Origin of the sequence: Neorhizobium sp. T7_12, assembly GCF_002968535.1 — a bacterium.
GTDB lineage: Bacteria > Pseudomonadota > Alphaproteobacteria > Rhizobiales > Rhizobiaceae > Neorhizobium > Neorhizobium tomejilense.
In genome coordinates this window covers 16,134-30,417 of sequence record NZ_PVBK01000017.1, presented here as the reverse complement: position 1 = coordinate 30,417, position 14,284 = coordinate 16,134, and the positions used below count along the sequence as shown (strand labels likewise).

General features: G+C 63.4%; 10 protein-coding genes and 1 pseudogene. 4 read left to right on the top strand and 7 right to left on the bottom strand.

The window, feature by feature from the left end:
• Both C5J26_RS25805 and C5J26_RS25800 read right to left on the bottom strand, forming a co-directional pair.
• Positions 1 to 1,542 (bottom strand): aldehyde dehydrogenase family protein, encoded by a 1,542-nt coding sequence (locus C5J26_RS25805; RefSeq protein ID WP_105404375.1) that lies wholly within the window; start codon positions 1,540 to 1,542, stop codon positions 1 to 3.
• A 56-nt stretch (positions 1,543 to 1,598) separates the two neighbouring features.
• A pseudogene (locus C5J26_RS25800) lies at positions 1,599 to 2,881 on the bottom strand (NAD(P)/FAD-dependent oxidoreductase).
• Between the two features lie 98 nt (positions 2,882 to 2,979).
• Here C5J26_RS25800 and C5J26_RS25795 point away from each other — a divergent pair.
• Complete coding sequence (locus C5J26_RS25795; protein ID WP_105404374.1) at positions 2,980 to 3,918, top strand: LysR family transcriptional regulator; 939 nt, start codon at positions 2,980 to 2,982, stop codon at positions 3,916 to 3,918.
• 53 nt (positions 3,919 to 3,971) lie between these two features.
• Positions 3,972 to 4,208 (top strand): Lrp/AsnC ligand binding domain-containing protein, encoded by a 237-nt coding sequence (locus C5J26_RS25790; protein ID WP_007765628.1) that lies wholly within the window; start codon positions 3,972 to 3,974, stop codon positions 4,206 to 4,208.
• A gap of 54 nt (positions 4,209 to 4,262) precedes the next feature.
• Here C5J26_RS25790 and C5J26_RS25785 read toward each other — a convergent pair whose 3' ends face one another.
• The 3 genes from C5J26_RS25785 to purU all read right to left on the bottom strand — a co-directional run bounded on the left by C5J26_RS25785 (position 4,263) and on the right by purU (position 8,508).
• Positions 4,263 to 4,460, bottom strand: coding sequence for a hypothetical protein (locus C5J26_RS25785; protein WP_007765631.1), 198 nt, complete (start codon positions 4,458 to 4,460; stop codon positions 4,263 to 4,265).
• 432 nt (positions 4,461 to 4,892) lie between these two features.
• Positions 4,893 to 7,538, bottom strand: a complete 2,646-nt coding sequence (locus C5J26_RS25780; protein ID WP_105404373.1) for an aminotransferase class III-fold pyridoxal phosphate-dependent enzyme — start codon at positions 7,536 to 7,538, stop codon at positions 4,893 to 4,895.
• 85 nt (positions 7,539 to 7,623) lie between these two features.
• Positions 7,624 to 8,508: a formyltetrahydrofolate deformylase gene (purU, locus tag C5J26_RS25775; protein ID WP_105404372.1), complete on the bottom strand. Its 885-nt coding sequence runs from the start codon at positions 8,506 to 8,508 to the stop codon at positions 7,624 to 7,626.
• 263 nt (positions 8,509 to 8,771) lie between these two features.
• Here purU and C5J26_RS25770 point away from each other — a divergent pair, with 263 nt between their 5' ends.
• Together C5J26_RS25770 and C5J26_RS25765 are read left to right on the top strand one after the other, a co-directional pair.
• Positions 8,772 to 8,936, top strand: coding sequence for a hypothetical protein (locus tag C5J26_RS25770; RefSeq protein WP_206051225.1), 165 nt, complete (start codon positions 8,772 to 8,774; stop codon positions 8,934 to 8,936).
• A 157-nt stretch (positions 8,937 to 9,093) separates the two neighbouring features.
• A complete protein-coding gene (locus tag C5J26_RS25765) occupies positions 9,094 to 10,851 on the top strand; it encodes an alpha/beta hydrolase (protein WP_245441272.1) in 1,758 nt (585 codons plus the stop codon).
• Here C5J26_RS25765 and C5J26_RS25760 read toward each other — a convergent pair.
• The gene (locus C5J26_RS25760) at positions 10,819 to 13,302 is read right to left on the bottom strand and encodes a glycoside hydrolase family 2 protein (protein ID WP_105404370.1); all 2,484 of its coding nucleotides are present in this window, start codon (positions 13,300 to 13,302) and stop codon (positions 10,819 to 10,821) included. The genes C5J26_RS25765 and C5J26_RS25760 overlap by 33 nt on opposite strands.
• On the bottom strand, positions 13,299 to 14,282 hold the full coding sequence (locus C5J26_RS25755; protein ID WP_105404369.1) for a DUF1839 family protein: 984 nt from the start codon (positions 14,280 to 14,282) through the stop codon (positions 13,299 to 13,301). Before C5J26_RS25755 ends, C5J26_RS25760 begins: the two co-directional genes overlap by 4 nt.
• Positions 14,283 to 14,284: the final 2 nt, after the last annotated feature.

Genomic DNA, 14,284 nt, shown 5'->3' with positions numbered 1-14,284 from the left:
TTATTCGATGTCGAACTTGACGCCCTGCGCGAGCGGCAGGGTGCGGCCGTAGTTCAGCGTATTGGTGGCGCGGCGCATGTAGACCCGCCATGCGTCGGAGCCGGATTCGCGGCCGCCGCCGGTTTCCTTCTCGCCGCCGAACGCGCCGCCGATCTCGGCGCCCGAAGGGCCGATATTGACGTTGGCGATGCCGCAATCCGAGCCGCGGGCGGAGACGAAGGTTTCCGCCTCGCGCATGTCGTTGGTGAAGATCGAGGAGGAAAGGCCCTGCGGCACGTCGTTGTGCAGGTTGAGCGCTTCGTCGAAGCTCGAATATTTCATCACGTAGAGGATCGGCGCGAAGGTCTCGTCTTTGACCGGACCGGACTGGGCCGGCATTTCGACGATCGCCGGGCGGACGTAATAGGCGTCGGCCGCCTCGTCCTGGTGGACACGTTCGCCGCCGGTCACCTTGCCGCCTTCGGCCTTCGCGGCTTCCAGCGCCTTTTGCATCTTGTCGTAAGCCGTCTTGTCGATCAGCGGGCCGACGAGGTTGCCGTTTTCGAGCGGGCTGCCGATCGTCACCGACTGGTAGGCCTTGGCGAGGCGCGGCACCAGCGTTTCATAGACGCTGTCATGCACGAAGAGGCGACGCAGCGAGGTGCAGCGCTGGCCGGCGGTGCCCATGGCGGCGAAGGCGACACCGCGAAGCGTCAGGTCGAGATCGGCGGTCGGGGCGACGATCGCGGCATTGTTGCCGCCGAGTTCCAGCAGCGAGCGGGCGAAGCGCGACGCCAGCCGCGGGCCGACGGCCCGGCCCATGGCCGTGGAGCCGGTCGCGGAAACCAGCGGGATCTTGTCATGGTCGACCAGGACTTCGCCGATATCGCGGCCGCCGATCAGGACGGTCGAAAGGTTCTTCGGGGCCTTTCCGCCGTCGGCGATGAAACGGGCGAGCGCCTTTTCGAAGATCGCCTGGGTGGCGAGCGCGGTCAGCGGCGTCTTTTCGGACGGCTTCCAGACGGTGGAATTGCCGCAGACGATCGCGAGCGCCGCATTCCAGGACCAGACCGCGACCGGGAAATTGAAGGCGGAGATGATGCCGATGGCGCCGAGCGGATGCCAGGTTTCCATCATCCGGTGTTCGGAGCGTTCGGTGGCGATGGTCAGGCCGTAGAGCTGGCGGGACAAGCCGACCGCGAAATCGCAGATGTCGATCATTTCCTGCACTTCACCGAGACCTTCGGAGGTTACCTTGCCGACTTCGATCGAGACCAGCCGGCCGAGTGCGGTCTTGGCTGCACGCAATTCTTCGCCGAGCAGACGGATCAGTTCGCCGCGCTTCGGGGCCGGCACCAGCCGCCATTCGAGGAAAGCTGCGTGGGCGGCGTCGATCGCCTTTGCGGCGCCTGCTGCGGTTTCTTCCGGCAGTTTGCCGATCTCTTTGCCTGTGATGGGCGAACGGACGGCGAGCGTGCCGCCGGTATAACTTTCGGCCTTTACGCCGAGACCGCCCAGAATGTTTTTCACCTCAGCGGCGAGATCGAGTGTGGCGAGCGTCATGTCAGTCTCCGGATGTGTAATTTTCGTCAATCTACAAATCGGTGGCGGTTTCGCAATCAGAACCGCTCGCCGGCGAAATGGGCGACCTGTGCGCCCGCTTCGTAATAGGCTTCCTTGATGGCGCGGAAGGCCGGTTCCTGCGGGTTAGAAAGCGGCAGCGGCAGGTCGGCCTCGGAGACCTCCCCGAGGATATGTTTTGCAAGCAGCTTGCCGAACGTCGTGCCGGGCGCAATGCCCCGGCCGTTATACCCCGAAAAACCGATCGTGTTGCGGCCGAATTTGTGGAGGCGCGGCAAAGCGTTGTCGGTCATGCCGATCTTGCCGTACCACTCGGCCTCGAATTCCACCTCACCGAGCTGCGGGAAGATGCGCTTCAGCGAGCGCCGAGCCCAGCTCTTGTGGATCGCCGTACCTGTTCCGCGCAGGGCGCCGACCGAGCCGAAGACCAGCCGGCCTGCCTGATCCATGCGGAAGGAAGAGAGGATTTCCTTTGTGTCCCAGCAACCCTCACGCCCGGCAAGGATGGAACGGCGGAGGTTGTCGCTGAGCGGCGTGGTGGCGAGATTGAAATAGGGCAGGTGCACCTGTTCGCGCCGCACCTCTTCCCACGGGCCTGTGCTGTAGGCGTCGGTTGCGACGATCACCCAGTCGGGGGTAACTTGGCCGAAGGCGGTCTTGACGAATTTTCGGCCGTCGATCTCACCGGTGCCGGTGACCGCGCTGCCGGTATAAAGCTTGGCGCCGGCCTTCACCGCCGCATGGGCAAGACCACGCGCATAGGCGAGCGGCTGCAGCGTGCCGGCACGCATGTCGAGCAGCGATCCGGAATAGGCGGTGGAACCAACACGTCTTGCCGTCTCGGCGGCATCGAGCAAAGTCACCGGGGCGCCGCGCGCCTGCCATTGCCGGGCGCGCTCCTCCAGTTCCTTCAGCCCTTCCGGGCCAACGGCGCAATGCAGCGTGCCGTTCTTTTCGAGCTCGCAGGCGATGGCGTGTTTGTCGATCAGCTCGCGGACGAGGGCGGGGCCGTTGCCGAGCAGGTCGAGCAGGCGTTCGCCGTAGACCGGGCCGAGTTCCTTGGGGAAATCGTCGGGCATCACCCACATGCCGGCATTGATGAGGCCGACATTGCGGCCGGCGCCGCCGAAACCGATCTCGGCCGCCTCGAGCAGCACGACATTGGTCCCCGCTTGCGCAAGATGCAGGGCGGCCGAGAGACCCGTATATCCGCCGCCGACAATCACCACATCGGCAGATATCGCCTCCTCCAGCCGGGTGGTGGGCGGCGGGCGGGAGCGGTCTTTTCCCAGAGGCCGTGAGAGCGGGGATCGTTCAGCATGATGATTGTCCGGGAGCGTTGATCGCCAACTCTTTACAGGGAGCCGTTATCGATGAATATCGACATGTTCTCAACAGATCATTCGCTGGAGGAATGACATGCTGCCACCCCGGCGCTTTCTCCCGTCATTCTCGCTGCTCTCCGCTTTCGAGGCGGCGGCCCGCACCGGCAGCGTCACTGCGGCGGCAAACGAGCTTGGCCTCACCCAGAGCGCCGTCAGCCGCCAGATTTCGGCGCTGGAAAGACAGCTCGGCGTGGCTTTGTTCCTGCGCGAACGGCAGACGATCCGGTTGACGCTTGCCGGCGACGGTTATGCCCGCGAGGTGCGGGAGGCGCTCAGGCGCATTTCGCATGCGTCGCTCAACCTCAGGGCCAATCCATCCGGCGGCACGCTGAACCTCGCAGTCCTGCCGTTTTTCGGCACGCGATGGCTCACCCCGCGCATCGGCCGCTTTCTGGAGGCACATCCGGGCGTGGTCGTCAATCTCATCACGCGGCTCGAGCCTTTCGATTTCCGGTTCGATACTCTGGATGCCGCGATCCATTTCGGCTCTGCCCGCTGGCCGGGCGCCACGCTCACCTTTCTCATGGATGAGGAGGTCGTGCCGGCCTGCAGCCCGGCCTTCAAGACCAAGCATGATCTTCAAACGCCGGCGGACATGCTTCGGGCGCCTCTCCTGCATCTCAACACGAGGCCGGATGCCTGGGAATTGTGGTTTTCCAGGAACCGGATAGGCTTCGATGCGCTGCACGGCATGCTGTTCGACCAGTTCATGACCATGGTGGAGGCGGCGACCGCCGGCCTCGGTGCGGCTCTGCTGCCGCGGTTCCTGATCGGGCGCGAACTGGAACAGGGCCTGCTGGTGCCCGCCGTGGAGGCCGAGAAGATGGAGACCGGGCAATATCATCTCGTCTATCCGCCCGACCGGGCGACCTACCCGCCGCTTGCCGCCTTCCGGGACTGGATCACCGACGAAATTCATCACGACGAGAATCGCCAGGATATGCTTGCGAACGGCGGCGGCATCGGCCAATAGTCGGACATGTCCATCATGATCGCTCAGGCGATCCGACCGACGGGAAGACGTCCATGAAACCTATTTTCGTCCAGCTCCGCTGCAAGCCCGGCAAGACCTACGAGGTTGCCGACGCCATCTACAAGACCGAGCTCGCGTCCGAACTGTATTCGACCAGCGGCGACTGGGACCTGCTGTTGAAGGTCTATATCAAGGACAACGACGAGATCGGCCGCTTCGTGAACGAGAAGATCGCGTCGATCCCGGGCATCGAACGTTCGCTGACGACGATGACCTTCACTGCGTTCTGAGCGCAATAAAAAAGCCGCCACAGGGGCGGCTTTTGAAATTGAACTTAAAAAATATCAGACATGCGCCGCGGAGGCGCTGTTGCGCGAGCGAACCAGCTCGCGGATGGCAAGACGCACTTCGTCGGCAGAGCCGAAACGCTGCTCGTCCAGATCGATGACATGGAATTTCACGGCGATGAACTTCAGCCGGTCCGCGTCAGGAATGACAATACCGACGGGCTCGCCGCCGAACTCGATTACTTGCTTCTGCATGGCAGACTCCCGCTTTGGCTGCTTGCGACGCAGCTCTGGCGAATGAAAATTTTCAGGAACGATTGAACTGAAGCGTTACATTCGACAGCACGGAAGGGAGCGGCGATCCGTGCCATTCATTTTGAACGCGGCCTCACCAAAGGCGGCGACGCGGATGAATTTAAACATGTCACTCTCCCTTCACGGTGTTGCGCGAAAATCAGCCAGACTCAGCAGGCCGAACGAAAATCATCTGTAGGCGAATCCCACAAAATGATCAACGAAAATCAGTCTACCTAGAATTTTTTTCCGACTGATGACAGGAAGAAGGCCGAATTGTGAAATTTCATTCGCGATTCTTGGCTAACGCCTGTCAGCCCAGAGATAGGTGGCTTTTCCACTCAAGCAAGGATCGACGGTGGAAAATTTCCGGCAACGACCGGATCGGCCACCTCAAATTTCCGAGAGCAGGGTCTCGATCCGATCCACCAGCCCGTCCGCGCTTTGGCGGCTGAAGCACAGCGGCGGACGCAGGACGAGGCGTCTGGGAGTGCCGATATCCGCGACAATGCCGGGTCGCAGCCGTTCGCCGAGGTCCGCCGCTTCGTTGGTGAGATCGATGACGAGCAGCAGCCCGCTTCCCGATACGGCGGAGATCGCGGGAAAACGTTCGGCCAGGCTTTCGAGCCGTGTCTTCAGATGGCTGCCGATCTCGCGCGTATTTTCGCGCATTTGTTCCTCCCGGATAACGTCGAGCGCCGCGATGGCTGAGGCCGCCCTGACGGGGCAGATCGCCGGCGGGTGTTGGTCCGAGGGGAGGTTTGCGGCGATCTCGGGCCGTGTCATCAGAAACGACGGAGCGCCGCCCTCCGGCCCGTCCACAAACACGATGTCCGGCGCCAGCCCCCGGTGCGAAAAGCCCCAGGTGTGGTGGCCGAGGCGGCCATAACCGGTTCCGGTTTCGTCGACGATCAGCAGGCCGGCCTTCTGCCGAAGCTCCGTCAAGGGCCCGTCCAGGTTCGCGGCCTCGCCATAACCTTGCGCCAGCACAGCCGCGACATCGTCGAGATCGTGGATCATGTCGGTTGCCGTTCCAACGGATGGAACGGTGAAGAAGTCCGGATCCCGACGGTCCGTCCGCAGCCCCGGCAGGCCGATGATGCCACGCTTGTTGGTATGGCTGCGGGCAAGCCTGAAGCCGAGATCCAGCGCCTCCGCGCGGCCAGAGACAAAAAAGACATGGCTCAGCCCTTCGGGCGCAAGCTCGGTCAGTTGGGCGCGCAGAGCCTCTTCCGATTCAGACGGGTGGCCTGCGGCGCGGTTGAGGAGGATGGTCTGGCGGTAGGCCGCGGCAGCAAGGCGCGGATGTCCGTAGCCGATCAGCGGCGCCTGGCCGGTAAGATCGAGGGCGCTGCGACCCGTCGCGTCGAAGAGGTATTCCCTCCAGCCGCGGGCGGGCTGATCGGGATATTTCGGCGCCGGGGCATTCGCGTCGATACCGAGCAGCGCCGACGGCGAAGGGCATAATCTCGCCCACGTGCCCACCTCGGTCGGCTTGCAGAAGAGCGGCGGCACGAGATCCGGGTCGAGGCAGAACCTGAGGCGCAGGCCGCCGACGGAATTTTCGGCCCCCGCGATGACACCAAGCGGGTCACCCGCGGCGAGCTCGGTCTCTTCGGCCAGCATACATTCGAGGCCTTCGACATGCAGGGTCAGGTCGCGGCCGACAAGGACGAGGCGGGGTCCGGCGGTTTTCAGCGTACCCGCAAAGGGCGCCACCGCCGGCATCCGGGCGGGTATGCAGGCATCGATGTGAAGCGCGAAACTTTCCGGTTCCTGCTGCGGGTCGGTGCTGCTTTTCGAAAGCCGGTATTCACCGTAGCGGGTGCTGGCCCGGCCGGTCTCCCGGGCGATGTGGGCAAGCAGCTTCCAGTCGTTGTCGGCATCCGTCCAGTTCCCGCCGTAGAGAAGCGGGCTGGTGACGCTCAAATCCACCAGCCGGAAAGTTTCCGGGTCGATATCGGGCAGGAGGCGGCCTATCTCCGGCAGCGGTTTTTCCATGCCCGTCGTATCAAGGATGGCCGCAAGTACCTGTGCCGGCGCAACGGAGGCTGCGGCGTTCAGGACGGCGCGGCGTTTCTCCGCGCCTTCCCTGGTTTGCTGGTCGTCGGGTGACCCGGTCTGACGGCTTTCGGCTTCGGCGGCGAGGATGCCGGTGCGGGCGACGACCAGCGGCCACAGCGCCTCGAGTTCGTTCAGGGTGAACGGGTAGATGTCGTGATAGGCGCGGATCGCCGGCAGCAGCGCGAAAGGATCGCCGTCGCGGTCGGCGAGCAGATAGGCGCAGGTATTGGCGAAACCTGCGACCAGCCAGCCGTTGGAAATGCCGGTGAAGTCCGTCACCCCGGTCGGCAGCCATGCGCCGTCCGTATCCTCGCCGACGACGGTTTCGCCGTTGATGTTCTGGTGCGCCGCCGCGACCCTCAGGCTGGGCCCGAGCGGCTGGATGCGCCGGAGCGCCGTCACCATCGCCTTGGCGATCACGTCGCGGATTTCCTGGTCGGCGACGGCGGAGAGAAGCGTGACCGTCTGCGGGCCGGCCTTGCGCAGGTCCCCTTCCGGCTCGCGCTGCAGGACCGGATGTTCGAAATCCAGCAGGCTTTTTGCAAGTGCTGCGGAGATTGCCCCGAAGGCTGCCACGGCCTGGTCCGGCAGTTTCTCGCCACTTGGCGGAGCCGTGCCGTCGAGAAAGGTGAGGAGCCGGATGCACCGGTCTTCGCCGCCGAGCGGCAGGACGAGCGTATCGCCGCCATCCCTGGTCACCACCGGCTCGGGAACCCGCGGCCCGTCCGGGCTGCGCAGGATATGGCGCATCAGGGCGTGTTCAGCCTCGATCTCCTCGAGAGGCCCTTCGGCGGGCGCCACCTTGAGCAGGTAGCGCATGTGGCCGTTGTCGATCAGGAAATAGGGGTTTTGCCGGCCCTCGATCGGGAAGATCTGCCCGGAAAGCCCGTAATGGTCACGTAGAACGTCCTCGATCGCTTCGATCGGAACGTCATTTGCAGGAGGCTCGATGAGTTCGGGCAGTATGTCGGACATGAACCTCTCCGGAAGGGCGCTTCCGAAGAGGATAGAGCGTTAAAGGCCTGCGTCCATAGGCCTTTCTACCGACTTTGGATGAGCCTCAGCCCATGCGCTCCGAAGCGTAGGAGCCGGGGCTCGGCGGGAAGACGACGGTGCGGTTGCCGTTGATGAAGGTGCGGTGATGGATATGGGCGTGGATGGCGCGCGCCAGGACCTGGCTTTCGACGTCACGGCCGAGCGAAACATAGTCATCGGCCGACTGCGCATGGGTGATGCGCACCGTGTCCTGCTCGAGGATCGGGCCTTCGTCGAGGTCGGCGGTGACGTAATGGGCCGTCGCGCCGATCAGCTTCACGCCGCGGGTATAGGCCTGCTTGTAGGGGTTGGCGCCCTTGAACGACGGAAGGAAGGAGTGGTGGATGTTGATGATCTTGCCGGACATCTTCTTGCAGAGGCTGTCGGACAGGACCTGCATGTAGCGGGCCAGCACGATGAGTTCGGTGCCGCTCTGCTCGACCAGATCGAGAAGCTGGGCTTCGGCCTGCGGCTTGTTTTCCTTCGTCACCTTGATGTGGTGGAAAGGAATGTCGTTGTTGACCACGAGCTTCTGGTAGTCGAAATGGTTGGACACGACGCCGACGATGTTGATCGGCAGGGCACCGATCTTCCAGCGGTAGAGCAGGTCGTTGAGGCAATGGCCGAAACGCGACACCATCAGCAGCACTTTCATGCGCTCTTCGGTGTCGAAAATCTCCCATTCCATCTCGAACTGGTCGGCGATCGGCTTGAAGCCTTCGAGCAGTGCCGGACGTTCGGCGCCTTCTTCGGAGAGGAAGCTGACGCGCATGAAGAACTTGCCCGTGTCGAGGTCATCGAACTGCGAACTGTCGATGATGTTGCAACCCTTTTCCGCCAGAAAGCCGGAAATCGCCGCGACAATGCCGCGTGTCGTCTTGCAGGATACGGTCAGGACATAGTTGTTCATGCAAATTCTCCCTCCTCTGCCATCGGTCGGCCACTCCGTGTATACATAAAATTGGTGCCGGACAATATCCGACCCCACGTAGGACGGGAAAATGCCCGGCGAGGCCCAGTCTTGGTTCTGGAATGTGTACAGCCCGTCTTGTTTGTCTGTCCAGATGAGCTTCTTACCTGCCGACCTTAAAGCCAGCCACCCAAAATTCCGTTCCTTTTGCGCCGTCGGCGCGCGCATCACCGCCGCGGGAGCGCTTCGGCAACGATTCGCATTTGCTAAAGGTTATGGTGGCAGGTTGCGGCTGGTCCTATTGGGCCGGCGGCGAATGGTGGCCGGAAAACGAGCCGCTCAACATCCAGCCGACCAAAAGCGGCGACCGGCCGCAGATGCAGATTCTCTCCCGCGTCTTTTCGGAACAATCCGGCTGCAATCGGTAAAATTGCGCCGGATAGTTTAAGCGCCTGGAAGCAAGGCCGGACGTATTGCTGGCGCAGTGATCAAAAACCTGCCGGCACGACCATGATGGACGCTCGACATAAATCCCCGGCCGCCGGGGGAACCTCGCCCCTGCTTCAACGCGCGGCGTCGCAACCGTTGACGTTCGACAGCACCGTCGGGCTTTTCACGCCACCGCCCGCGGGAGCCGCGCCGTCCGGCGTGGCCGTGCTGTTTGCCAGCCCCTGGGGACTGGAGGAAATGTGCACGCGCAAGTTCTGGCGCATCATCTCGGAAAAGCTTGCCGATCGCGGCATTGCCAGCCTGCGGTTCGACTATCCCGGGACCGGCGATGCGCTTGACAACTTCGACTTCGAGGGCGGGCTTTCCGTCTGGTCCGACAGCCTCGTTTCCGCTGCCACCCATCTCAAGGCGCTTTCCGGCTGCGAGCGGATCGTCCTCGTTTCCCAAGGCCTGGGGGCCGTCGTCGCGACCAAGGCCGCCGACAGGCTCGAAGATCTGGCCGGCATCGCCTATATGGCGCCGGTCGTTTCCGGTCGCCTGCATATTCGCGAGCTTGCGGTCTGGTCCAGGGTGGTAGATGAAAATCTGGGCCTTGCCGACGAGCAGCGCGACAAGACCGGTGTGTCCATCGCTTCCCTCACCATGCCCGGCCAGATCGCCGACGAGGTTCGCAAGGTCGATCTGCTGATGATCGATCGGCAGGCCGCGCCGCGCGTTCTGGTCGTCGGACGGGCTGACCGGCCGGCCGATATGCAATTCGCCGCGCGGCTCCGGGCGCTCGGGGCGGATGTGACCGAGCAGGCTTTCGAAGGTTATGATCAGCTGGTCTCCAACCCGGCGATTGCAAGATTGCCGCTTCCGGTGGCGGACAAGCTGGCGGACTGGATCGCTGCGTTACCCGCGGAGGCAATCTCCGCGGCGCACCGCCCGCCGGTGCAGGCGGAGCCGCTCATCGGTGACGGTTTCACGGAAACCCCGGTTCGTTTCGGGCTCGACGAACGGCTGTTCGGGGTCCTCTGCGAGCCGAACCACGGCCGCGCGGGCGCCACGGTGCTTTTCCTGACATCGGCGTACGACAGGCATGCCGGCTGGGGCCGCTCGACGGTGGCGCTGGCCCGGTCGCTGGCACGCTCCGGCATTCCTTCGCTGCGTTTCGATACGGCCAATGCAGGCGATAGCCCGCCGGTGCCGGGCCGGCCGGAGCAGGTCCTTTATCATTCCACCCAAAATGCCGACGTATCGGAGGCGATCGATTTTCTCCAAAGCCGCCGCCTAACGCCGGTCGTGACCGCGGGCCGCTGCAGCGGTGCCTATCTCGGCTTCCAGGCCTCGGTCGCCGAACCGCGCATCGCCGGCAATGTATCCGTCAATCCCGCGGTGTTTCGCTGGTCGCCGGGGCGCTCGGTCGAGGATGCGATCGTCAACGGCACGCGCAGCCTGCAGGACTATCGCAGGCGGGCCTTAAGAGCCGAAACGTTCAAGCGCATCATCCGAGGCGAGGTCGATACCATTGCCGCGGCCCGCAATATCGCGAAGAGCCTCGGCAATCGGGCCAAGCACAAGATCCTGCATGCCTTTCGTGGTTTCCTGCCCGAGGGTCGGGCGATCTACGGCGCTTTCCGCACCCTCCACCTGCGCGGCACCTCCATCTCGCTGATCTATAGCGAAAACGATCTCGGCCTCGAGCAATACGATTTTTATTTCGGCCATGACGGGTCCGGCTTGAGCCGTTTCCCCAATGTATCGGCGGAGATCATTCCGGATGCCGACCACAATCTGACGCCGGAGCACGCCCGGGCTGCCTATCTCAAGGCTCTCAGGCAAATGGCCTTCCGCTTTCCGCTGGAAGAGCTCGCCTATTCAAAAACGCAGGATTCGATCGCTGCCGAGTGAACGGATCGTGCCGCCGGGTCTGTCGGCGGCCTCTGGGAGTACGGCAAGGTGGATGCGCCTGATTGCGCCGGGCGCCAGGTGAAAGCCATTGTCGGAGGGGCGATAACCGGCACATTCGATGCTGACCGACTGCGCAAAACTATCCGTCGAAAGCTCCAGCCAGAACTCTCCGTCGCCCTCTGCGACCGAAACCGCAATCTCCGCATCGTGGAAAGCGTGGGCGCGTCCAAGCGGGAAATGGAAAGCCTCCGCGACAATCTCCCCCGTTTGCGCGTGTTTCAGCCGCGCAACCGTCACGTCGTGAGAGGGTGGGCCGAAACGGTAGGCGTAGTTGGTGTCGAAGAAGGCGCCGAACAGGTCGGTCGAGGCGATGCTCTCGCTGCTGCGCGAGGTAAGCGTCAGCTCTCGGCGGCCGGATACGACCGGCATCCTGCCGTCCCGCAGGCAGGCGAGTTCGAGAATCACCGGCAGGTCGGCGGGTGTTTCATTGAGAAGGTGGATATCCAGCCCGTTGGTGCCCTCGTCGGCAAACATGGCCTGGACCGGCCGGAAGGCCCGCTTCAGTGCGAACCAGGCAGGTTTCGGCACGCAGTTGACGCCAACCACGCCCCAGCCGGGACCGGGCATGACATCCTGGAAGGTGAAGGCGAGCGCGCCGTTGCAGGTCGAGCCGGGCCGGCGCCATTCGGCGAAGGCCGCTTCCATCACCTCCCCGGTCACGGCGCGGGAGAGGGCGAGATATCGTTCCGGCTGCTGCGCACGCAGCGTCTGCGGATCGGCATCATAAAGCGTGCCGAGGTAATGATCGCGAACGTCCTCGAAATCCCAGTCCACCCCGGCATCACGCGGAATTCCGGATTTGCAGCCGGCCAGCGTTTCCGAATCGGAGAGGTTTGAAAAGGCCAGGCACTCAGCTGCGAAACGGATATTCGCCCGCCGCGCATCCTCGAGCGGCCGCTTGTAGGCGCCGACACCGTAATAATGGGCGACGCCGGCATTCGGGTAGAAAGGCAAGGCGCCGCCGGAGGGCGAGTTCGCCACATAGGGCAGGTCCGGCCGGCAATCGGCAGCCAAGGCAGGAAGGATTTCTTCGCAAAGCGGACCTTTCCAGATCCGCTCCGGCAGGCCCAGCATGGCGCCTTGCTGGTAGATTTCGCTGCCGCCGCAAAGGACCGCCAGCGACGGCGAGGCCTGCGTCGGCGCCAGGAATTGCTCGACCTCCGTTTTCACGTGAATCACGAAATCCGGATCGCCCGCCGGATAGTCGAAATTGGCAAGCATAAGATCCTGCCAGACCAGCAGGCCGAGCTCGTCGCACAGCGCGAAGAAATCCGGGCTTTCATAGGTGGCGATGCCCGGAATGCGGATCATGTTCATGCCCGCGTCTTTCGCGAGCCTGAGCCAGGGCTCATAGCCGGCGCGATCGCCCGGCAGATCGACGATATCGGCGGAGGTCCAGACGGCGCCGCGGCAGAATATCTTCTCGCCGTTGACGATGACGGCGAAATCGTCGCCGTCCGTGCCGCGATCGACCTTCAGGCTGCGGAAGCCGGTCCGGACGAGCGGGAATTCTTCGTCATCGACCTTGAGCGCCACGTCGTAAAGCGCTGGCGCGCCATGGGTATGCGGCCACCAGGGTTCTATTCCCGGCAGGTGAAGCTCGGCCGAATATCGGCCGCCGTCATTTGTAAAATGGGTCTCTCTGCCATTGCAGACGAGACGGAGATCGTGGGACGGTCCGTCAAAGGCAAAGCTGACCTTGAGAAGGCCTGCTTCGCTTTCATCAAGCTCGGCGGAGATGGTGAGCTCCCTCTTCTCCCCGGCGGGGAGAAGGTGGCCCGCAGGGCCGGATGAGGGGGGCGAAGCCAAGCGGTTATCGGCGATGCGCATCACCGAAACCGGCCGCCAGGGTCCCACTGCATGAACCTCCGGACACCATCCCGGCATGAAGCCAAGTGCGGTCGTGCGGATCAGGCGGAGGCCTTGGCTGTTCATCAGCCGCGGACGCCAGCGGGCACGAGGTCCGGCCTTTTCCAGATGCGGTTTCAGGGCTCGAAAGCAGATCGACAGCGCTTCGGTGCCCGTCAGTTCCACGGCGACATCGTGGCTTTCAAACATGCTTGTCGAGGACAGGATCAGCGTCTCGCCGAAAAACACCTCGGCCACAGTCGCAAGCCCGGCAAACCGCAGGATCGCCGGTCCGGGTGCTTCACCGGCAAGCGGGCAGCTATACCAGGCATCCCTGTCGATCAGCGGCTCGGGATTGTTGCGGTCGAAGCGGCCTGCGGCCTCCAGGGCGGCGGCGACCGTGCCGGGCACCATGGCCGGGAGGCATTCCAGGTCCGGAGGAAGATCGGACGGCAGGGTGTAGGCGCCGGGCTCCGTCAACGCCAAAGACCAGCCCTCGGCAAGAAGGCTGGTCCTTGATCCGATCGGGGAAAGAAGGCTCACGCGGCCTCGCGGGCGTGGCTCAGCGTCGATGCCAGGTCTCCTATCAAGAGGTCCCAGGCGTCGGCGGCCGGATCGAGCGCTGTCGCCAGCGGTTCGAACTTCTTGCGGGTCAGGGCGCGGGCAAGCTGGAACTGGGTGGATTTCGCCACTTCCGAAATCCTCAGCGCCTGCCGTTCAGGCTGGGCGAACGCCTTGTGGTTCAGCCAGGCGAGATGGCTCGCCAGCAGCTCGAAATTGGCGCCGACCTGCCGCAGCGTGTTGAACGCGTATTTGTGAAAGAAGCCGAAATCCCTCTCGGCGATCCGCTCCACCTGCGCCGGGAAGACTTTGCCGAACGCACGGATGGGATTGTCCTGCGGCCGCCGGGGAAAATGATGCCTGAGCAGCTTCCAGGCGGTTTCGCGAATTTCCCTCGCATCCGGATAAACGGCGGGGAACTTGGCGAATTCGGTATAGGGCAGGAAGGGCAGCGCTTCCGGGCCGGCGTTCAACTGGAACAGGCCATCGAAATCCTCGCCGGAAAGGGTGAAGAAGCCGCCATTGTGGAAATAGTCGAGCTCGCGGCGTTCGAGGTCCAGCCGGTTGATCGCCACCGTCGTCTTGCCGTGTTCCTGGCGATAGGCGACGCCGCGCGTATCGGGCAGGTAAAAGCTGTCGAGTTCGAGCAGCGTCAGTCGGCCGCGGCGGATCTGCTCCGTAACATGCCATTCCGGCCGGTCGAAGATCGCCAGTTCGGTGACGCGGATGCCGAACAGGGTCTCGAGGTCTTCGAGCGGCACCTTGAAGAAGGTGAACTGGTCGCCCTCGAAATCCTGGGTCAGGGTGAAACCGAGCATGGCTTCCGGCGGCAGGCCCTGCGCCGAAAGCACCTCTATCCACAGATCGACGTAACAATTCGTCTCCGGCCACATGCGCTCGGCCGAATGCAGCGCATGCGTCCTGTAGTTCGCCGGATCGAGCGCCGGAAATACCGCCGTCATTG

Bases quoted from the DNA above. Each gene is read 5' to 3' on its own strand.
- C5J26_RS25805 (WP_105404375.1), bottom strand. From the start codon at position 1,542: ATGACGCTCGCCACACTCGATCTCGCCGCTGAGGTGAAAAACATTCTG.
- C5J26_RS25795 (WP_105404374.1), top strand. From the start codon at position 2,980: ATGCTGCCACCCCGGCGCTTTCTCCCGTCATTCTCGCTGCTCTCCGCT.
- C5J26_RS25790 (WP_007765628.1), top strand. From the start codon at position 3,972: ATGAAACCTATTTTCGTCCAGCTCCGCTGCAAGCCCGGCAAGACCTAC.
- C5J26_RS25785 (WP_007765631.1), bottom strand. From the start codon at position 4,460: ATGCAGAAGCAAGTAATCGAGTTCGGCGGCGAGCCCGTCGGTATTGTC.
- C5J26_RS25780 (WP_105404373.1), bottom strand. From the start codon at position 7,538: ATGTCCGACATACTGCCCGAACTCATCGAGCCTCCTGCAAATGACGTT.
- purU (WP_105404372.1), bottom strand. From the start codon at position 8,508: ATGAACAACTATGTCCTGACCGTATCCTGCAAGACGACACGCGGCATT.
- C5J26_RS25755 (WP_105404369.1), bottom strand. From the start codon at position 14,282: ATGACGGCGGTATTTCCGGCGCTCGATCCGGCGAACTACAGGACGCAT.